This window comes from Actinomadura sp. NEAU-AAG7 (assembly GCF_018603865.1).
In the GTDB taxonomy this organism is placed as follows: Bacteria; Actinomycetota; Actinomycetes; order Streptosporangiales; family Streptosporangiaceae; genus Spirillospora; species Spirillospora litoris.
In genome coordinates this window covers 1467431-1486006 of the sequence record NZ_JAHFZY010000001.1, presented here as the reverse complement: position 1 = coordinate 1486006, position 18576 = coordinate 1467431, and the positions used below count along the sequence as shown (strand labels likewise).

Below are 18576 nucleotides of genomic sequence, written 5' to 3'. Positions count from 1 at the left end.
GGGGGCGGTGACCGGATCCGGTCAGGTTCGGGGAGTGCGCACACCGTGACGCGGAGTCGTTCTTGTTCGCGCGCTATCCTGCCAAATCGGCCCCCGCAGCCGGTCATCATTCCTCACCACCCCGTTCGCCCGAATGAACAGGAATGGCCACCTGACATGGTCCGCGCTCACGAGGACCCTCCGAGCCATGGGGATCCCACCCGGCTACCGCCCCTGCCGCGGGTCACCACGATCGTCCCGCCGGGGGTCATCTTCGACGAGGCCGCCCTCGTCCGCCACCGGCCCGTCATCGTGGGGGCCCGAACCCGGTTCGGCCGGTTCGCGACGGGCCCGCTGCTGCGGCGCCGCCCGAGGCTGCCGCGCTTCGCCGTGGCACCCGGCCTGCCCCGGGCGCACTGGCAGATGCCGTCCGGCCCGTTCACGCGCTCGCCCGTGATGCGTTCGCCCACGCTGGGTTCCGCGCCGTCCGCCCGGGTGCCGCGGGCACCGGTTCCGGCCCCCCGCGGCACCGCCGTGACCTGGCGATTCCCCCTCCTCGACCGACTTCCCACTCTCCGCCGAAAGCAGCGTCCATGACGAGTGTCCCCAGGCGAACGGTCGGATTTCATCCGCTGATCTGGCTGTCCGGCGCCCGGCCGGAAATTCTCGCGCAATGCCCCACCGAGCGCGGGAAATACCAGGGCATCGGTGCGGCCGTGCTCATCACCGCCGGCATGGCGGCCGTCTCGATGGCGTTCGCGCTGTCGATGGCGATCAAGGCGCCGCTGGTGGTCGCGCTGGTGTTCGCCCTGCTCTGGGGTCTGGCGATCATGATGCTGGACCGCTGGCTGGTCACCACGATCCAGCGCCAGGAGCACAAGCGCCACGCGTTCTACCTCGCCGCGCCCCGGCTGCTGTTCGCGCTGCTGATCGGCATCGTCATCTCCACCCCGCTGGTCCTCCAGATCTTCAAGCCCGAGATCAACGTGCAGCTGGAGCAGATGAAGGCCGAGGCCGCCAACTCCAACGCGCAGAACGCGGAGGCCGGCAAGCTCGGTCAGCGGATCGCCAAGCTGGACGCGGAGGCCAAGCGGCTTGAGGGGATCATCAGCAACAACGGCGACACCGGCACCGACCAGAACGCCGACCGGACGCTCGCCGGGCTGCGCAAGCAGGAGGGCGACGCGCTGAAGCGCGTCAACGCCGCCCGCAAGAAGCTCGGCTGCGAGCTCAGCGGGCAGGGCGGCCAGTGCACGGCCGGCGACGGCCCCCTCGCCCGCCTGAGCAAGCAGGAGCTGGACGACGCCGAGGGCCAGCTCAAGAACATCCGCGACCAGATCGCGGCGCGCCAGGCCCAGTTGCAGCGCGAGGGCTCCACGTCCCGCCAGCAGAACCTCGCCACCGCGAAGCAGCGGCTCCCGCAGGCCCGCAAGGAGCTCGCCGCCGCGCAGCAGCAGCGCGACCGCCTCGACGAGGGCTTCGCCGACAGCAACGCCACCTCCGACGGGCTCCTGCTGCGGATCAAGGCGCTGAACGAGCTCACCGAGCAGCAGAGCACGCTGATGTGGGCGCACCTCCTGCTGCTCCTGCTGTTCACCTCGATCGAGTGCCTGCCGATCTTCGTGAAGCTGCTGCTCACGCTCATGCCGAAGAAGAACCTCTACGAGGAGATCCTGGAGGTCGAGGAGCACCGGCAGCTCCGCGTCGCCGAGGAGCGCGCCCGCCGCGAGCAGAACGCGCAGATCCTGGACGCCGAGGACATCATCACCCAGGCCCGGCTGCTCCGCGAGGCGCGCGACGCCGTCATCCCCCGGATGGTCGAGCAGACCGTCCGGGCGGAGGAGGAGATCGCGCAGGCGGTCCTGCACGAGTGGCGCAACCGGGAGCTGCGCAACATCCCGGGCAACGTCGACAACTACCTGCGCTCCGACCACTTCCCGCGCGTCGACCCGCATCCCGGGCAGCCGCAGGGCGGCGGGGTCCAGCCGGGCGCGCCGATCCCCGGCCATCCCGGACAGCCCGGACCCGCTCCGGTGCCGTCGGTGCCGCCGCGTCCGGGGCCGGGACGCGGGCCGCTCCCGCCGTCCGCGCCGCCGCCGTCGGGCCCGCCCGCCTCCGCGCCGCCCGCCCCGGCTCCGGCGCCCGCTCCGGCTCCGCCGAACGGCGTCCCGAGCAACCGCCACGGGCCGTGGCAGGGGCCGCCGCCCGGCTCGTTCTCCTGACGGTCAGCGGAACGCGTCGAGGCCCGTGACGGCCTTGCCCAGCGTCAGCAGGTGGACCTCCTGGGTGCCCTCGTAGGTGAGGACGCTCTCCAGGTTGTTCATGTGCCGGATCACCGGATACTCCAGCGTGATCCCGTTGGCGCCGAGCACCGTCCGGGCCTCGCGCGCGACGTCCAGCGCCGCGCGGACGTTCGCGAGCTTGCCGAACGACACCTGCTGCGGGGTCGCCTCCCCCGCGTCCTTCAGCCGCCCCACGCGCAGCGCGACGAGCCCCGCCTGGCCGAGCGCGACCTCCATCCAGGCGAGCTTCTCCTGCGTGAGCTGGAACGCCCCGATCGGCCTGCCGAACTGCTCGCGCGTCTTCGCGTACCCGACGGCCGCCTCGTAGCAGGACCGGCCCGCGCCGACCGCGCCCCACACGATCCCGAACCGCGCCTCCGACAGGCAGCCGAGCGGCCCCTTCAGCCCGCGCACGCCGGGCAGCAGCGCCGCGTCCGGCAGGCGCACGCCGTCCAGGACCAGCTCGGAGGTCACCGACGCGCGCAGCGACAGCTTCCGGTGGACGTCGCGCGCCGTGAACCCCGCCGTGCCCCGGGGGACGAGGAAGCCGCGGACGCCCTCGTCCGTCCGCGCCCACACCACGGCGACGTCGGCGACCGACCCGTTGGTGATCCACATCTTGGTGCCGTCCAGCACCCAGTCGGCGCCGTCGCGGCGGGCGCGGGTCCGCATGTCGCCGGGGTCGGAGCCCCGGTCGGGCTCGGTCAGCCCGAAGCAGCCGATCGCCTCGCCCGCCGCCATCCGCGGCAGCCACTCCCGCTTCTGCTCCTCCGACCCGTACCGGTGGACGGCCGTCATCGCCAGCGACCCCTGGACCGACACGAAGCTCCGCAGCCCCGAGTCGGCCGCCTCCAGCTCCCGGCACGCGACCCCGTAGGCGACCGCGCTCGTCCCGGCGCAGCCGTAGCCGCCGAGGTGCATGCCGAGGAGGCCGAGGGCGCCCAGCTCGGGCGCCAGCTCGCGGACGGGGAACGTCCCGTCCTCGAACCAGCCCGCCACGTGCGGCGCGACCCGCTCCGCCGCGAACGCCCGGACCGTGTCGCGGACCATCCGCTCCTCGCCGGTGAGCAGGTCGTCGACGCGCAGCACGTCCATGCGGGGATCCTCCTCGCGGCCGATGTCGCCGCCAGGCTACGGCCTCCGGTCTCCTCCGCCGGGCCGGGGCGCGGGTCAGGGACGAATCAGGGCGAATCCCGATGTCAGGGAACGCCCCGAATGGGCATGATCGGGGCATGGACTTCGAGAAGAGCACCACCACCACGGGCAAACAGCTGCGCCGCACCCGCGACGGACGCATGATCGCCGGGGTCTGCTCCGGCGCGGCGCGGTTCCTCGGCGTGGACGCGAACCTCGCCCGGCTGGGCATCGCCGTCTTCACGCTGTTCGGCGGCGCGGGCATCGCGCTCTACGTCATCGGCTGGGTGCTGATCCCCGAGGAGGGCGCGCCCACCTCGATCGCGGAGGACCTGCTGAAGAAGGCGAGCGACTCCCCCACCGTGCAGGACGCCGTCACCAAGACCAAGGACGCCGTCAACAAGAACCGCTCCCACACCTGATCAGGGCAGTGGGGCCGAGCGGCGGACGGCCCGCCCCGCGGCGAGCGGACGCGCCGCGCGGCCCGAGGCGTCCGCGGGGGCGGCGTCCGGCGGCGGCTCCTTGCGCATGGCCGCGATGACACCGCCGCGGATCTGGTTCCACGTGATGGTCAGCGTCGTGGCCGCCGACAGGCCGAGGACGCCCGCGAACGCGACCACGGTCTCCGGCCCGAGGACCTGCGCGGCGGCGCCGCCGACCAGGATCCCGAAGCCCTGGCCCGCGAGCAGGCCCGACTGGGCGAGCCCGAACGCCTGCCCGCGCCCCTCCGCCGGAACCGCCACCACGTACGCCGCGTTCGCCGCGATCTGGTAGGCGCTGCCCGCGCCCGACAGCGCCCACAGCACCACCACGCCCCACAGCGGCGGCCGCACCCCCGCGCCGATCAGCGGCAGGCACGCCAGCATCGACATCCACCCCATCGCCCGCAGCCGGTTCGCCGGACGGACGAACCGGCTGAACAGGAACGCCCCCGCCACCATCCCCGTCGGCATCGCCGCCATCAGCAGCCCGACCGTCGCCGCGCCGCCGCCGAACGTCGCCGCGTACGGCGCGGCCAGCCCCTCCGGCACCACGTAGAACGCGCACAGCCACGCGAACGACACCAGCGCGCGCAGCGTCGGGTCGCCGAAGACCAGGCGCGCGCCGTCCCGCGTGCCGCGCCACAGCCCGAGCGAGTCCCGCTCCCGGCGCTTGGACGCCGGACGCGGCGCCAGCCCGCCGACCAGGATCACCGCCGAGAGCACGAACGTCGCCGCGTCCATCGCGAGCGTCCCGTAGGTCCCGACCGCCGCGACGATCGCGCCGCCCGCCAGGAAGCCGAGCATCTGCGTGGCCTGGTGGGTGATGTTGTTGATCGCCGAGCCCGCGACGTAGCGGTCGCCCTCCAGCACGTCCGGCAGGACGGCCGCGCGCGCCGCCGTGAACGGCGCGCCCAGCAGCACCATCAGGAACACCAGCGCGCACAGCCCCCAGAAGGGCATCGCCACCAGCGCCATCACCGTGACGAGCCCGGCCCGCAGCACGTCGCACACGATCATGACCGTCCGGCGCGGGAAGAGGTCCGCGAGCCCCGACAGCACCGGCCCGCCCACGATCGGCGGCACATAGGTCAGCGCGTACGTCAGCGCGGTCAGCAGCGCCGAGTTCGTATGCTCGTACACGAGCACGGCCAGCGCGACCTGGGCGAGCTGGTCGCCCACGAACGACAGCACCTGCGCCAGCCACAGCGCGCGGAACTCCCTCACCGCGAACACCTCGCGGTACGTCGCCTGCGCCTCCGGCGGACGACGATGCCGGCCACTGTGCCTTCCCGTCACGCACGCTCCCTGGGTTGGGCATCCCTCCCCATTAACTCACGCTGCGTGGCAGTTATGTGACCTACAGTGCCCAATTACTCGAATCTAGTAGCCGAGTTCGTGCAACCGCTCGTCGTCGATCCCGAAATGATGCGCGATCTCGTGGACGACAGTGATCCGCACCTCCCGCACCACGTCGTCCGCGGAGTCGCAGATCCGCAGGATCTCGTTACGGTAGATCGAGATGTGATCGGGCAGGACCCCGCCGTACCAGTCGCCGCGCTCGGTGAGTGGTACGCCCTGATAGAGACCGAGCAGCCCCCGCTCGGGCGCGTCGTCCTCGACGACGATGACGACGTTGCGCATGCGGGCGGTCAGCTCGGATGGGATGGTGTCCAGGGCCTCGCCGACCAGGTCCTCGAACGCCTCCCTCGATATATCGATCACACCGTCCATTGTGCAAGGGAGGCCCTGTGTCGCGGACCCCGGTCCGTACCGTCCTGACCGCCGCCGACCGGCTCCGCACCGCCCGGCCCCGGCTCCGCGCCGCCGCGACGGGCCGCTGGGCCAGGCTCGCCCTCGTCCTCGCCGTGGGCCTGCTCGGCGGCTACGCGGGCCTGCTCCTCGGCGGGCACGCCACCACCGCCGTCGGCCCCACCGACGTCCAGCTCTCGTTCACGCCGTCCTGGGGCGGCGGCACCACGCTGAAGCTGCCGCCGCTCGGCGCCCTCCACCTCGACACCCACTGGGGCCCGGTCTCCCTCCAGGCCCGCGTCACCGACCTGCGCCCGGAGGAGGCGCGCAAGCTCATCGAGAACGACGCCGAACTCGACCGCGTCACCGACCAGATCGCCGAGCAGATCCGGCACGGCGTGATCGTCATGCTCGCCCGCGCGATCGCCTTCGCGCTGGCCGCCGGCTTCGTCGTCTCCCTCGCCCTGTTCCGCTCCTGGCGGCGCGCCCTGGTCAGCCTCGCCGCGTCCGCGACGGGCCTGGTCGCGCTCGCCCTCACCGCCGCGCTGACCTTCAACCCGCAGTCGGTCGCCGAACCCCGCTACACCGGCCTGATGGCCAACGCCCCCCAGGTCGTCGGCGACACCCAGAGCGTCGCCGCCCGGTTCTCCGTCTACCGCGCCCAGCTCGCCCACCTCGTCGGCAACGTCTCCAAGCTGTACGCGGCGACCTCCACCCTCCCGATCTACGAGCCCGACCCGTCCACGCTCCGCGTCCTGCACGTGTCCGACATCCACATCAACCCCGCCGCCTGGAACGTGATCCGCTCCGTCAGCACCCAGTTCCAGGTGGACGTCATCATCGACAGCGGCGACCTCATGGACCACGGCACCAAGGCCGAGGACAAGTTCGCCAACGACATCTCCGACCTCAAGGTCCCCTACGTCTACGTCCGCGGGAACCACGACTCCAAGAACACCCAGAAGGCCGTCGCCCGCCAGAAGAACGCCATCGTCCTGGACGACGCCACTCGCACGGTCGAGGGCCTGAACATCTACGGCGTCGGCGACCCCCGCTTCACCCCCGACAAGAGCACCCGCGACGACTTCGTCGGCGCCGACCAGCTCCGCGCCGAGGGCCTCTCGCTCGCCGACCGCCTCCGCGCCACCGGCAGGCTCCCCGACATCGCCGTCGCCCACGACCCGGCCGAGAGCGAGGCGTTCTCCGGCCTCACCCCCCTCATCCTCTCCGGCCACGCCCACACCCGCTCCACCAAACTCCTCCCCACCGGCACCCGCCTCTTCGTCCAGGGCTCCACCGGCGGCGCGGGCCTCCGCGGCCTGGAGAAGGAGCAGCCCACCCCCATCGAACTCTCCGTCCTGTACTTCAGCCGCGCCAGCCACCGCCTCCAGGGCTGGGACGACCTCCGCCTCGGCGGCCTCGGCCTCACCTCCGCCCAGATCGAACGCCACCTGGAACCCGACCCCGACCGCCCCATCAAGCCCCCGGCCCCCTCCCCGCCCCCGACCCCCACGTCCCCGTTCCCGTCCGGCGAGCCCACGACCACCCCGCCGACCAGCCCGTCCCCCGGACGCCGATAACCGCTTACCCGCGCCCCCCGGTTGTCCCCTACACTTGACCAGGTCGAGTGGCGGCCACCCCGCCACCCCGGGCCCCCTTCGTCTAGCGGCCTAGGACGCCGCCCTTTCAAGGCGGTAGCGCCGGTTCGAATCCGGTAGGGGGTACCACGCGGACCGGCGCGCGTGTCCACGGCGCCGCCGTCGATCGCCGCACATGCCGCGTCGTGCTGGGTGCCCGCGATCTCGGATGTGACGGTGACTTCACACTCCACGAGATCGACCGTCCGGTCGTACCGCATCCGTAGCCTGAACACATCCAGCAGTTGGGGACAGGGCCGCTCGGGCGCCGCATTCTGCACTTCCCTTAGCTTGGTCCGGGCGGCTTCCAGGTCGGCAGCGATCTGAGCGGCGGGCAGGTCTACGCGAGACGGGCGCTCCGGTTGATCGTCCGGACGGCTGTTCGGAGGTTCGGGATCGCGGACTCCGCCGCCTCTCGGGGGTCACCGGTCCGCTCGGCCGCGAGCCGGCGCAGGTGACGCGGACGCCCCGGTCCTTCACTGGTTCGGCTCGTTGGTGCACTCGGGTACGGACTGTCGATCCTTACACAGGACAACCTGCCACCGCCGCGCGTCCTCGATCGAAGCAAATGAGTAGGCCCAGGCAGCGCCTGCCCCAGGAGCGGGGCGGTGGGGCCGCGGAGCGGGCACGCGCACATTGCAGCGTCTTCTAATGGATGGAGCACCGCCAAGCGTTTGACATCCACGGAAGAGCCTGCCTAGGATTCTAATGGATACTAGACGTGTATCCGTTAGGTGTGCTGAGGAGCTCCACGTGACCACCTCGATCCCGCGACCGCCACAGGTGCCGCGAAGGAGCTGCTCGACCCGGTCCAAGAGGCCCTCGGCACGACTCCGAACATGTCCAGGGCGATGGTGAACGGCCCGGCTCCACATCCGCGCCGCCCCGGGCGCCCCTCCACCCGGTACCCGTGGGCGCAGTCGTGTTGATCGAGTATGCGATCCGTGCCGCGTCCGGTTCAGCGGACGACTCCGTCGGCTTCCACCTGGTTGCCGCGGTCACGGGCCCACCCGCCTCGTCCCCGGCAGCCATAGCCCGCAATCGGAAGGAACCCTTCATGCCCGAGTCCCGCCCGCCGTTCCCGCCCTTCGATGAGGAAACGGCCCTGCGAAAGGTCCAGGCCGCAGAAGACGCCTGGAACACGCGTGACCCGCACCGCGTCTCCCTGGCGTACACGCCCGACTCCGTGTGGCGCAACCGAGACAGCTTCGTCACCGGTCGCGAGGCGATCGTAGAATTCCTCGCCGCCAAGTGGGAACGCGAGCAGGACTACGCGCTGCGCAAGAGCCTGTGGGGCTTTCGCGGCAACCGGATCGCCGTCCGCTTCCAGTACGAGTGGCACGACCACGAGGGCCAATGGTGGCGCAGCTACGGCAACGAACTGTGGGAGTTCACCGACGGGGGCCTGATGTCGCGCCGGGAGGCGAGCATCAACGACCTGGCGATCAGCGAGGCGGAGCGCCGAATCGTCGGCCCACGTCCGGCCCATGAGCACGGAGTCGACATTCCGGTCCAGTAGCTTGGCGGCCTGCGCGCAACGTGTCGGCCCCGCGTTCCGAGCCGCGGCAGTGCGCGGCTGTGGGCGTGGAACGGCCAGTACTCGCCGGTGTGCGGGCATCACCTCGGGGCCACGACGTCCGGGCTGATCGTGATCACTCCGGGCGTCGAAGGGCAAGTGGTGCGGCCCGGGCGGTCCGGTGGAAAAGCTGCCATTGTTCTGCTGCCACGGGGCGATGCCCACGCCGCCATCCCTGCGCGGCGCAAACTTCCGGTCGGCGTCCGAGCGGGGCACGGCATCGATGATCAGGAACCGTCCTGCCATTCGCAGCCTAAGAGCGCACACTAATGCGAAGCAAGCCTTGATACATCAGGGGTTCCGGGCCGCGCCGGGAGCCGAGCGCGAGGAGCCATGACGATCGACGACGTGCCCGACCTGTATCCCTCCGAGCCAACGCCGGTGCGCCTGATGAACACGATCTGGGCGGGCGCGGGCGGAGTGCACGACGCCCTGTCCACGGTCGGGCAACTGGAACGCTGGGCGCGGCAATGCGGGATCCCGTCCACCGGCCCACTCGGCGAGGACGACCTGCTCCTGGCCCGGGCACTCCGCGATGCCCTGCGCCGCCTCGCCGCGACCGTGGTGGCCGACGAACGTCCCGCCGCCGTGGACACGGGCCTGTCGGTCGACCGCGCCCTGGAGAACCTGAACGGCTTCACCGCGTCCTGCGTCCCCGAACTGAGACGGGAGGGCGAGCGGGGGTTCCGCCGCGACTGGCGGTTCAGCGTCCACGGGTTCGAACGCGAACTCGTCGGCCTGGCTCTCCAGGCCGACGAGTTGCTGTCCGAGCGACCGGAGATCCGGCTCGGCGCCTGCTACGGGCCCGGCTGCGTGCTCTACTACCACCGTTCGCGCTCACGACGCGGTTGGTGCTCACCGGGCTGCGGCAACCGGGCCAGGGTCGCGCGCCACTACCGCCGTCACGCGAGCCCCTGAACCGGCGGTCGGGACGAGGTCAGCGGAGGGCGGGCGAGGACTCCTCGGTGGTGCGGGTGGGGGACGGCTCGGCGCGGCGGGGAAGGGCCAGGGCGGCGAGGATGCCGACCAGGGTGAAGCCGGCCGCGATGTAGACGGCGTCGCGCAGGCCGCCGGCCGTGGCCGTGCGCAACGCCTCGCCGGTCAGGTCGCCGAGGCCGGAGGTGGAGACCCCGACCAGGACGGCCAGGCCGATGCTCGTCCCGATCTGCATGGCGGTGTTGGCCATGCCCCCGGCGGCGCCCTGGTCCTCGTCGGCGACCCCGGTTCCGGAGGCGCCGAACATGGTCGGGTAGATGGAGCCCATGCCCAGCCCGTAGACGATCAGGCCCGCGAGGATCGTCCAGTACGAGCCGTCGGCGAGCATCCCGGCGGCCATCAGCGCGCCGCCCCCGGAGCCGAGCAGCAGCGCGATGACCAGGGTCGGCCGGGCGCCGATGCGGATGATCAGCCGCTCGGCGACGAAGTTGGCGATCCCGATCACCACCGAGAGGCTCAGGAAGGCCAGCCCGCCCTGGAGCGCCGAGTAGCCGAGCACGCCCTGGAGGTACAGGCTGAGGAAGTAGACGAGGTTCTGCATCGAGATGCCGAAGGTGAGGATCACCAGCAGGGCGGCGCGGACGTTGGGGTTGCCGAACAGCCGCAGCGGCATCAGCGGGTTCTCGGTGCGTGCCTCGACGATGACGAAGGCGGTCAGCAGCGCCACCGCGAGGACGGCGGACGCGGCGACCCGCGGCGCTGTCCAGCCGACCTCCGGGCCCTGCGCGATGGCGAACACCAGCAGGGTCAGCCCGGCCGTTCCGGTCAGGGCGCCCGGGATGTCGAAGCCGCGCCCCCGCGCACGCGGGCCGTCCGGAGAGAGGAGGACGTACGCGCCCACGGTGCCCGCCACGACCAGCGGCACGTTCACCAGGAACGCCGCCTCCCAGCCGAACGCGTAGGTCAGGACGCCGCCGAGCAGCGCGCCCAGGCTCAGCCCGCCCGCACCGGCCATGGCCCATACGGCCAGCGCCCGGACGCGGTCGGGGCCTTCGGCGAACCTGGTGGTGACCAGCGAGAGCGTGGCGGGGAACAGCACCGCCCCGCCGACCCCCTGGACGGCCCGCGCGGCGATCAGCATCGCGGGCGACGCCGCCAGCCCGCCCAGCAGCGACGCGCCGCCGAACAGCAGCATTCCGAGGACGAACATGCGGCGGCGGCCCAGCAGATCGGCCGAGCGGCCGCCCAGCAGCAGGAACCCGCCGAAGAAGACGGCGTAGGCGCTGACCACCCACTGGGTGGCGTGGCCGGACAGGCCGACGTCCCGCGCGATGTCGGGCAGCGCCACGTACACGATGGTGAAGTCGAGCGAGGTGATCAGACTGGAGAAGGCCAGCAGGCCGAGGACCAGGCGCGGCCCGCCGCCGGTGGCGGTCTTCTCTCGGGGCTTCATGACGGGCTCCTTCACAGCGTCGGGATCAAGGCTTCGGTCAGGCCGCGTAGGGGCGTTCGGCGCGGGCGTCGCGCAGGGCGCGCGCCCACCAGGTCAGCTGGCCGATCAGGCTCTCGGCCGCCGCGCCGCAGCCGGCGGCGTCGATCGGCCGGCCATGGTCGTCGAACCTGTCCCGGCAGAAGTGGAAGCTGACCGTGTCGTGGACGGTGACGGCGTGGAGCTCGACGAAGACCTGCCGGAGGTGCTCCACGGCGCGCAGGCCGCCGGATGCCCCGCCGTAGGAGACGAAGCCGACCGGCTTGGCCCGCCATTCGTCCACGAACCAGTCGATGGCCGTCTTGAGCGGGGCGGGGAAGCTGCGGTTGTACTCGGGTGTCACGACCACGAACGCGTCGGCTCGGGCCAGCCGTCCGCCCAGCTCGCGGACCGGCGCGGGCGCGCCGGCGGCGCCCGGCCGGGCGGGGAGGACCTCGGGGAGGACGGCCTCGGCCAGGTCGACGACGTCGAGGGCGAGGCCGGGATGCCGGCCGGCCTCCGCCGCGAACCATCCGGCCACCGTGGGGCCGAATCGGCCGTGCCGCGTGCTGCCGACGATGATGACGATGTTCAGCGGTCCTGACGCGGTCATCGCGCGCTCCCTTCGAATCTGCGTCCTGCGCGGTTCGGTGGGTCGAGCCTGCCGACGGGCGCTTATCCGGCGCCTACCGCGCGCTTTCACGCGCCCGCAAGCGGCGGCGACCGGACCGATCTCGGAGAAGGCGCCCGTTATCGTGGGGACATGCGATTCGGGGTGCTCGGACCGCTGGAGGTGTGGGCAGCGGACGGCACCCCGGTGGCGGTGCGCGGGGCGAAGATACGGGCGCTGCTGGCCGTCCTGCTCGGGCACGAGGGACGGCCGGTGCCGGTGGACCGGTTGATCGACGACCTGTGGGGCGCCGCGCCGCCCCGCGATCCAGCTGGAGCGCTCCAGGTCAAGGTCTCGCAGCTGCGCCGCGTCCTGGACGATGCCGAGCCGGGCGCCCGGGGCCTGGTGTCCTTCGAGGAGGGGCTGGGGTACCGGCTCCGGGTGGACGCCGAGGCCGTCGACGCGACGCGGTTCACCGGTCTGCTGGCGCGGGCGCGCGAAGCCCCCGACCCGCGGTCGCGGACGGGCCTGCTGACGGAAGCGCTGGGGCTGTGGCGCGGACCGGCCTTCGCCGACTTCGCCGACGAGGAGTTCGCGCGTCCCGCCATCGCCCTCCTGGAGGAGCGGCGGCTCACGGCCGTCGAAGAACGGGCGGAGGCGAGCCTGGAGATCGGCGAGCGGGGAGCGCCGGCGAGCGAGCTAGGCGACCTGGTCGATCGGCATCCCCTGCGCGAACGGCTCCGCGCCGCGTACATGCGCGCCCTGTACGGCGCCGGACGCCAGGGCGAGGCCCTGGAGACCTACGCCGACCTCCAGGCGCGCCTGCGCGGCGAACTGGGCGTCGACCCCGGCCCCGGGATCGCCGAACTCCACCGGCGGATCCTCGACCAGGACCCCGCCCTCGCCGCGGCGCCCGGAACGCCTCCGCGGACCAACCTCCCCGCGCAGATCAGCGAGCTGGTCGGCCGTGACGAGGCGGTGGCCCGGGTCCGGACGCTGCTGGAGTCCGCCCGGCTGGTCACGCTCACCGGACCCGGCGGCGTCGGCAAGACGCGGCTGGCCCTGGAGACCGCCGCCGGGGCGGCCGAACGCCATCCGGACGGTGTGTGGCTCGTCGAGCTGGCCGGCCTCGACCGCGTGGCGGGGGCCCGCGAGGGCGATCGGCTCGCGGGAGCCCGCGAGGGCGACCTGCTGGCGGAGACCGTGATCGCCGTCCTCGACGTCCGCGATGACGCCGCGCCGGGCCTGCCCCGTTCCGGTGTGGCCGCCGATCCGGTCGAACGGCTCGCCGGGGTGCTGCGGAGCCGGAGGGCGCTGCTCGTCCTGGACAACTGCGAGCACGTGATCGACGCGGTCGCCGCGCTGAGCGAGCGGCTCCTGCGGGCGGCACCGGAGATCACGATCCTCGCCACCAGCCAGGAACCCCTCGGGCTCGCCGGAGAGGCGGTCTGGCCGGTTCCTCCGCTGGAGCTGCCCTACTCTCCCTCCGACAACGGGCCCGCGGCGCTCCGGCGGTTCAGCGCCGTCCGGCTGTTCGAGGCGCGCGCCGCGGCCGCCGCGCCGGGGTTCGAGATCGACGCCGCGAACGCCCGCGCGGTCGCGGCGATCTGCCGCCGGCTGGACGGCGTCCCGCTGGCCCTGGAGCTCGCGGCCACCCGCCTGCGGGCGCTGGACGTCCACGACCTGGCGGCACGGCTCGACGACCGGTTCCGGCTGCTCTCGTCCGGGCACCGCGGCGCCCCGGCGCGGCAGCGGACCATGCGCGCGATGATCGACTGGAGCTGGGAACTGCTCTCCGACGCCGAGCGCGTCGTCCTGCGGCGGCTCGCGGTGCACGTCGAGGGCTGCACGCTGGAGGCGGCCGAGGAGGTCTGCGCGGACGGCGACGTGGCGTCCGAGGACGTCCTCGGCCTGCTGGCCCGCCTCGTCGACCGCTCGATGGTGGTCAGGGCCGGTGGCCCGGCCGGGACCCGCTACCGCCTGCTGGAATCGGTCGCCGCCTACGCCCTGGAACGCCTGGAGGAGGCCGGGGAGACCGGACGGCTCCGCCTGCGGCACCTGACCTTCTACACGGAACTGGCCGAACGGTCCGAGCGGCGGCTGCGCGGCCATGACCAGCGGCGAGCGCTCCAGCGTCTGGACGCCGAGCACGGCAACCTGCGGGGGGCGCTGGAGGAGGCCGTCCAACGCCGCGACGCCGGCCATGCCCTGCGGCTGGTCAACGCGATGGCCTGGTACTGGTACCTGCGCGGCAGGATCGGCGAGGGACGGCGCGCGTTCGCGACGGCGCTGGGCGTCCAGGACGAGGCCCCCACCGCGACGAGAGCGCGGGCCGAGGCGTGGAAGACCGGCCTGGACCTCCTCGGCGAACGGACCACGGACTTCCGCGCGCCCTCGGAGGCCATCGCCGATCCGGGCGAACAGGCCAGAGCGGAGTGGTTTCTCAGCGACGTGCTGCTCGGCGCGGGCGATCTGACCCTCAGCCGGGACCTGGTGAACCGGGCGCTGCCGGTGTTCCGGCGGCTCGGCGACCGCTGGGGCACCGCCGCGGCCCTGGCCACCGAGGCCAACCAGGCCCTCGTCCGCGGCGACCTCGGCACGCTCGGCCGGGCCGGGACGGAGAGCCTCGCGGTATTCGACGAACTGGGAGACCGGTGGGGGCAGGCCCGGGCCACCGACCTGCTCGCCAGGCTCGCGGAGATCAAGGGCGACCATCGCGAGGCCGCCGCGCTCGTCCGCGGCGGCCTCCGGCCGGCCGAGGAGCTCGGGCTGTGGTTGCAGGTCTCGCTGCTCCAGTCCGCGCTCGGCCGGCTCGCCCTCCTGGCGGGCGACCACGCCGAGTCGGACCGCCGCCACGAGCGGGGCAGGAGCCTCGCCGCCGAGCACGGCTACCGCCCCGGCGAGGCCTTCGCACTCACCGGCCTGGCCCTCACCGCCCGCCGCGCGGGCCGCCTCGACGAGGCCGAGACCCACATGCGCACCGCCCTCGCCTGGGAACGCGAGGTGCGGTTCGCGCCGGGCATCACGCTCGCCCTGGCCGAGCTCGGATTCACCGCCGAGCAGCGCGGGGACGCCCCGGCGGCGGCGGAACTCCACCGGGAGGCCCTCGCCGTCGCGCAGGAAACCGGCGACCCCCGGGCGATCGCGCTGGCCCTCGAAGGCATGGCCGGCGTGGCGGCCCGCACGGGCGCCCCGGCGGACGCCGCACGGCTCCTCGGCGAGGCCGCCGCCCTGCGCGAGTCCACGGGCGCGCCCCTGCCACCCGAAGAACGCGCGGACGTCGACCGCATCACCGGCACGGCACGATCGGCACTCGGCGACGAAGCCTTCACCACGGCGTTCGCCAAGGGCCACACCCTCGACCGTCCGCACCCGCCCAGGTAGCTCGACCGCCGGGACCATCCGCCCCCCAAGTCGCCGAACGTCCCGGGGTCGCCGTGCGACCCATGCGAGGGCACCGTGAGCTCCATGACCGCAAGCCTGCTCGTGGTCGAGGACAAGCCCGGCATCCGTCGGGCGGCGGATTCACCATGCCGACCCGGCGGTGCTCTAGCCCTGCCTGACGACCCGCGCGGTCAAGGAATCGGAATCGTTAGTCGGCAGCGGTGGATGGTGAATTTGTGGGCGCAGCCATAGGCGCGGTTCCCCATAGGGGTTACCACACCCATGGCCACAAGCCCACCACCCCATGATCGCCACATTCGCGGCTAGCAGTCATCAGGGCAGGATGAGTGGGCGCGCGGATCCGATCCACGCCTCAGGAAAGTTGTTCCGGCCTCCGGCCGAGGTGGTGGCCTTGCGGTTTTACACCAGGTAGCCGGTGTACATGGGATTGGTCAGCACCTCTCGGACCGAGGAGTACGTCCACTTGCTCACACTGCGCTGCTTGGAGGTGACGAGAGCAATGGTCAAGAGCTGTGGATCAAGATCTTTAGGCTACTTTCCGGCAGGCTTGATCGGGTAGGGCGTAGGGTGCGACGAGTCCGCCGTTGATGAAGGCGGCGTCGGCGCGGACGGGGGCCACCAAGGTGTGGGGTGTTGGCCGGGAGCGCGAGTCTGAGAGGTGTTCCACTTCAATACCATGCGTTCCACGCAAGTGAGGCCGGCCTGAATGGGCATGGCCTCTTCCTGCTGCCCGGAAGCATAACTCATGCGTTCAAGATGGCTCCTGGTCGCGGTTTTCCTTCTTGGCGCCACGGCGTGCGGGTCTGACGGGGGGAAGGCCGCCACGGAGGTCAGGAGCGGGTCGCCTGCATCTTCGCCCGTGAACCCGGCCCCATCACCTTCGGCGTCGCATTCTCGGTCATTGCCCCCGTGGCATCTGCACGGCAAGCCGCGCTGCGATCGGCGCTCCTGGGCGTCGAGCCTGTGCCAGCATCCCCGGATCAGCGAGGACAGCGGTGTTCTCACCAAGGTTCAGGCGACCGAGCACAACGGCTACGACCGGGTCACCTTCACGTTTGACGCCTCCCGGCCGCTTCCCGGATACGGGGTGCGGTACGTCCCTGAAGTGATCAAGGATCCGTCGGCGAGAAAAGTGGAAATGCCAGGCCAGGCATACCTGGAGATCTCCTTCAGTTACGCCAATTCCATCACGGGGAAGCAGGGTTTGGGGACGCTGCTCAAGCCGAACCCTGAGCGTCCGGTGCCCATCAGTGGCCTCCACCTGCTACGTGCCTATGTCATGACCTCCGACCGCCATGGCCGTACCGACTTCGTGCTGGGGCTGGGGGACGCGGTGGACTTCCGGGTGCGCAACCGCGGCACCGCGGTGTTCCTGGACGTCAGGCATCGCTAGGCGCCCGCTGATACGAGGTTGACCTTGGCGCGGTGGCGAATCGACTCGGGTCTGGGGCCGGAACGTCCGGATTGCTCAGCGCCTTCGGGCGGCGTCCGGAGCGGGGCGCCGAGCCGCTGTTGGCCGGCCGGTTCGACCGGGTCCGCGTAAGGTGCTTCCGCTGCATGAGTAGTCGCCAGGGGCGCCGTTGCAACACTGGTTTAGTAAAGGCGTTGTCACCTCTGAGAAGGGACCTCCGATGCGCCGGATCAGCCCCCTCCTCGCCGCGGCTTTCGCGGTGTTATCGCTTTCCCAAGGCGCGGCGCGGGCCGCGGAAGGCTGGACCGCCTCGCCGGCGACCGGTGTGAACGGTCCGGTGAGCAGCTTCAGCGACACCGACGCCTGGGCCCTCGGCGGCGACCGCGGCTTCGCGCACTGGGACGGCCGGGAGTGGCGCAACGTCCCGGCGCCGGACGGCGGCGGGACGATGGAGGCGATCGCCGACGCCGGGCCGTCCGACGCGTGGGCGGTCGGCCGGCGAGGCGCCCCTCCCGCTGGGAAGAACTTCGTCACGCAGATCCAGCACTGGGACGGCGTGAGCTGGAACATCACCCCCAGCCCGGAGTTTCGGGGCCGGTACGCGGCCCTCTGGGGCGTGGCGGCGCTCGCGCCGGACGACGCGTGGGCGGTCGGCTGCGACGGAACCACCGCCCTGGCCGAGCACTGGGACGGCGAAGGCTGGAGCCGCGTCACCGTGCCCGTCCCCGGCACCGGGCTCCACTCCTCGCTGACCGCGATCAGCGGGAGCTCGTCGCGCGACATCTGGGCGATCGGCACCTACGGCAACCCCGGGCAGGCCCCGAACTCGCTGTTCGCGATGCACTACGACGGGGCGGCGTGGCGCGCCGTGCCCATGGAGCAGGTCCCGGGCCATGCCGACGGCACCTACGCGCTGCCCCGGTCAGTGGTCGCCATCGGCGCGAACGATGCCTGGGTGGTCGGCTACACGACCGGCACCGGGCAGCGGGGCGGCACGCTGACCGAGCACTGGGACGGGACGCGATGGCAGATCGTCCCCAGCCCGTTCGACCACCCCTCACCCACCTCGACCCCTACCGGCTCGCCGCACAAGGTCACGGCGCGCGCCGGACGACGTCTGGGCGGGCGGCTCCACCTACGACCATCTTGGGGGCCACTACGGGGTGCTGCTGCACTGGAACGGCGTCCGCTGGACCCAGGACACCACCGCGCCGACTCCTCACCCATTCCTAGGTCGCGCACGCCCCTACCGTTCGAGGACCTCGGTGCCTGTGATCCCGGTCAGGTATCGCCTTGTGGTGGTGGTCGGGTCGTCTTCTCGCAGCGCTTCCGCGACGTGGCTGGACGGCTGCGGGGTGGCCGTCCAGCCACGGTGTTACGGCCTTTCGCCTGGGTGTAGGCGTTGCGGGATGTTCGTCAGCGGGAAGTTCTTCCAGAAGTAGGCATCGGCCGCGTGCTGGTCCCCGGGGTAGTTGACGGCCTCGGCGATCCGGCGGCGTTCGATGCGGAAAGCCAGGGCCCAGGTGATGTCCAGGCCCTTCGGCTTGGTGCTCCAGCCTCGGTGCAGGTCCACGACCCAGTCGCCGTCCGCCGCGAGGAAAATCGTCTCGGCCTGGAATCCGGCGCGGGCGAGTTGGGCGAAGAACGCCAGCACCTCGTCGACCCCCTTCATTGTCCCGGCCAGCGGGTGATGGCCGGGAATCGTCCATGTGACGTCCGGGGCGAAGAACCGCTCACGGAGCGCCCGGAGGTCGTTCTTGGCATAGGCGGCGTAGTAACCGCGGATCAGGGTGACGTTGGGATGTTCCTTCGGGGGCTCGGCCGACGCCGCGGGGGTGGCGATGGCTGCGGCCGCTCCGGCCACCGTGAGGCCACGGAGCAGGGTCGCGCGGGAGAGGTCGGACACG

At 72.2% G+C, this 18576-nt stretch carries 15 protein-coding genes and 1 tRNA gene; 9 read left to right on the top strand and 7 right to left on the bottom strand.

Features of this window, described 5'->3' with window-relative positions; all coding sequences use genetic code 11:
- Nucleotides 1–572: 572 nt before the first annotated feature.
- Nucleotides 573–2201 carry a DUF4407 domain-containing protein gene (locus KLI87_RS06780; protein ID WP_156214305.1) on the top strand — a complete coding sequence of 543 codons (1629 nt, stop codon included), beginning with the start codon at nucleotides 573–575 and terminating at the stop codon, nucleotides 2199–2201.
- A 3-nt stretch (nucleotides 2202–2204) separates the two neighbouring features.
- Here KLI87_RS06780 and KLI87_RS06775 read toward each other — a convergent pair whose 3' ends face one another.
- Entirely contained in the window at nucleotides 2205–3356 is a 1152-nt protein-coding gene (locus KLI87_RS06775) for an acyl-CoA dehydrogenase family protein (RefSeq protein ID WP_214616230.1), read from the bottom strand.
- Nucleotides 3357–3493: 137 nt separating this feature from the next.
- Between KLI87_RS06775 and KLI87_RS06770 the strand changes: the two genes are divergently transcribed.
- Entirely contained in the window at nucleotides 3494–3817 is a 324-nt protein-coding gene (locus KLI87_RS06770; protein WP_214616229.1) for a PspC domain-containing protein, read from the top strand.
- Here the strand turns inward: KLI87_RS06770 and KLI87_RS06765 are convergent, their stop codons facing one another.
- On the bottom strand, nucleotides 3818–5101 hold the full coding sequence (locus KLI87_RS06765) for an MFS transporter (protein WP_308165882.1): 1284 nt from the start codon (nucleotides 5099–5101) through the stop codon (nucleotides 3818–3820).
- 156 nt (nucleotides 5102–5257) lie between these two features.
- Entirely contained in the window at nucleotides 5258–5608 is a 351-nt protein-coding gene (locus KLI87_RS06760) for a metallopeptidase family protein (RefSeq protein ID WP_156214308.1), read from the bottom strand.
- 17 nt (nucleotides 5609–5625) lie between these two features.
- Here KLI87_RS06760 and KLI87_RS06755 point away from each other — a divergent pair, with 17 nt between their 5' ends.
- The 4 genes from KLI87_RS06755 to KLI87_RS06740 all read left to right on the top strand — a co-directional run bounded on the left by KLI87_RS06755 (nucleotide 5626) and on the right by KLI87_RS06740 (nucleotide 9757).
- The gene (locus KLI87_RS06755) at nucleotides 5626–7206 is read left to right on the top strand and encodes a metallophosphoesterase (RefSeq protein WP_308165881.1); all 1581 of its coding nucleotides are present in this window, start codon (nucleotides 5626–5628) and stop codon (nucleotides 7204–7206) included.
- 71 nt (nucleotides 7207–7277) lie between these two features.
- Nucleotides 7278–7353, top strand: a tRNA-Glu gene (locus KLI87_RS06750).
- A gap of 967 nt (nucleotides 7354–8320) precedes the next feature.
- A complete protein-coding gene (locus KLI87_RS06745; RefSeq protein ID WP_214616226.1) occupies nucleotides 8321–8782 on the top strand; it encodes a nuclear transport factor 2 family protein in 462 nt (153 codons plus the stop codon).
- 390 nt (nucleotides 8783–9172) lie between these two features.
- Nucleotides 9173–9757, top strand: a complete 585-nt coding sequence (locus KLI87_RS06740) for an ABATE domain-containing protein (RefSeq protein WP_214616225.1) — start codon at nucleotides 9173–9175, stop codon at nucleotides 9755–9757.
- Between the two features lie 19 nt (nucleotides 9758–9776).
- On the opposite strand, the gene KLI87_RS06735 is transcribed toward KLI87_RS06740, so the two are convergent.
- Together KLI87_RS06735 and KLI87_RS06730 are read right to left on the bottom strand one after the other, a co-directional pair.
- A complete protein-coding gene (locus tag KLI87_RS06735) occupies nucleotides 9777–11228 on the bottom strand; it encodes an MFS transporter (protein ID WP_214616224.1) in 1452 nt (483 codons plus the stop codon).
- Between the two features lie 37 nt (nucleotides 11229–11265).
- Complete coding sequence (locus KLI87_RS06730) at nucleotides 11266–11856, bottom strand: NADPH-dependent FMN reductase (RefSeq protein ID WP_214616223.1); 591 nt, start codon at nucleotides 11854–11856, stop codon at nucleotides 11266–11268.
- A 150-nt stretch (nucleotides 11857–12006) separates the two neighbouring features.
- Between KLI87_RS06730 and KLI87_RS06725 the strand changes: the two genes are divergently transcribed.
- Nucleotides 12007–15237, top strand: a complete 3231-nt coding sequence (locus KLI87_RS06725; protein WP_214616222.1) for a BTAD domain-containing putative transcriptional regulator — start codon at nucleotides 12007–12009, stop codon at nucleotides 15235–15237.
- A gap of 420 nt (nucleotides 15238–15657) precedes the next feature.
- On the opposite strand, the gene KLI87_RS06720 is transcribed toward KLI87_RS06725, so the two are convergent.
- Nucleotides 15658–15765 carry a recombinase family protein gene (locus KLI87_RS06720; RefSeq protein ID WP_214616221.1) on the bottom strand — a complete coding sequence of 36 codons (108 nt, stop codon included), beginning with the start codon at nucleotides 15763–15765 and terminating at the stop codon, nucleotides 15658–15660.
- A 394-nt stretch (nucleotides 15766–16159) separates the two neighbouring features.
- On the opposite strand from KLI87_RS06720, the gene KLI87_RS06715 reads away from it, so the two are divergent.
- Together KLI87_RS06715 and KLI87_RS06710 are read left to right on the top strand one after the other, a co-directional pair.
- Nucleotides 16160–16651, top strand: coding sequence for a hypothetical protein (locus tag KLI87_RS06715; protein ID WP_214616220.1), 492 nt, complete (start codon nucleotides 16160–16162; stop codon nucleotides 16649–16651).
- A 355-nt stretch (nucleotides 16652–17006) separates the two neighbouring features.
- Nucleotides 17007–18068: a hypothetical protein gene (locus KLI87_RS06710; protein WP_214616219.1), complete on the top strand. Its 1062-nt coding sequence runs from the start codon at nucleotides 17007–17009 to the stop codon at nucleotides 18066–18068.
- Here the strand turns inward: KLI87_RS06710 and KLI87_RS06705 are convergent.
- Nucleotides 18045–18575 (bottom strand): nuclear transport factor 2 family protein, encoded by a 531-nt coding sequence (locus KLI87_RS06705; RefSeq protein WP_214616218.1) that lies wholly within the window; start codon nucleotides 18573–18575, stop codon nucleotides 18045–18047. The two genes, KLI87_RS06710 and KLI87_RS06705, sit on opposite strands and share 24 nt — an antisense overlap.
- Nucleotide 18576 lies beyond the last annotated feature (1 nt).

What these genes read in the sequence shown, in the direction of transcription:
- KLI87_RS06730 (WP_214616223.1), bottom strand. Translation starts at nt 11,856, where the DNA reads ATGACCGCGTCAGGACCGCTGAACATCGTCATCATCGTCGGCAGCACG.
- KLI87_RS06775 (WP_214616230.1), bottom strand. Translation starts at nt 3,356, where the DNA reads ATGGACGTGCTGCGCGTCGACGACCTGCTCACCGGCGAGGAGCGGATG.
- KLI87_RS06740 (WP_214616225.1), top strand. Translation starts at nt 9,173, where the DNA reads ATGACGATCGACGACGTGCCCGACCTGTATCCCTCCGAGCCAACGCCG.
- KLI87_RS06725 (WP_214616222.1), top strand. Translation starts at nt 12,007, where the DNA reads ATGCGATTCGGGGTGCTCGGACCGCTGGAGGTGTGGGCAGCGGACGGC.
- KLI87_RS06760 (WP_156214308.1), bottom strand. Translation starts at nt 5,608, where the DNA reads ATGGACGGTGTGATCGATATATCGAGGGAGGCGTTCGAGGACCTGGTC.
- KLI87_RS06780 (WP_156214305.1), top strand. Translation starts at nt 573, where the DNA reads ATGACGAGTGTCCCCAGGCGAACGGTCGGATTTCATCCGCTGATCTGG.
- KLI87_RS06770 (WP_214616229.1), top strand. Translation starts at nt 3,494, where the DNA reads ATGGACTTCGAGAAGAGCACCACCACCACGGGCAAACAGCTGCGCCGC.
- KLI87_RS06745 (WP_214616226.1), top strand. Translation starts at nt 8,321, where the DNA reads ATGCCCGAGTCCCGCCCGCCGTTCCCGCCCTTCGATGAGGAAACGGCC.
- KLI87_RS06735 (WP_214616224.1), bottom strand. Translation starts at nt 11,228, where the DNA reads ATGAAGCCCCGAGAGAAGACCGCCACCGGCGGCGGGCCGCGCCTGGTC.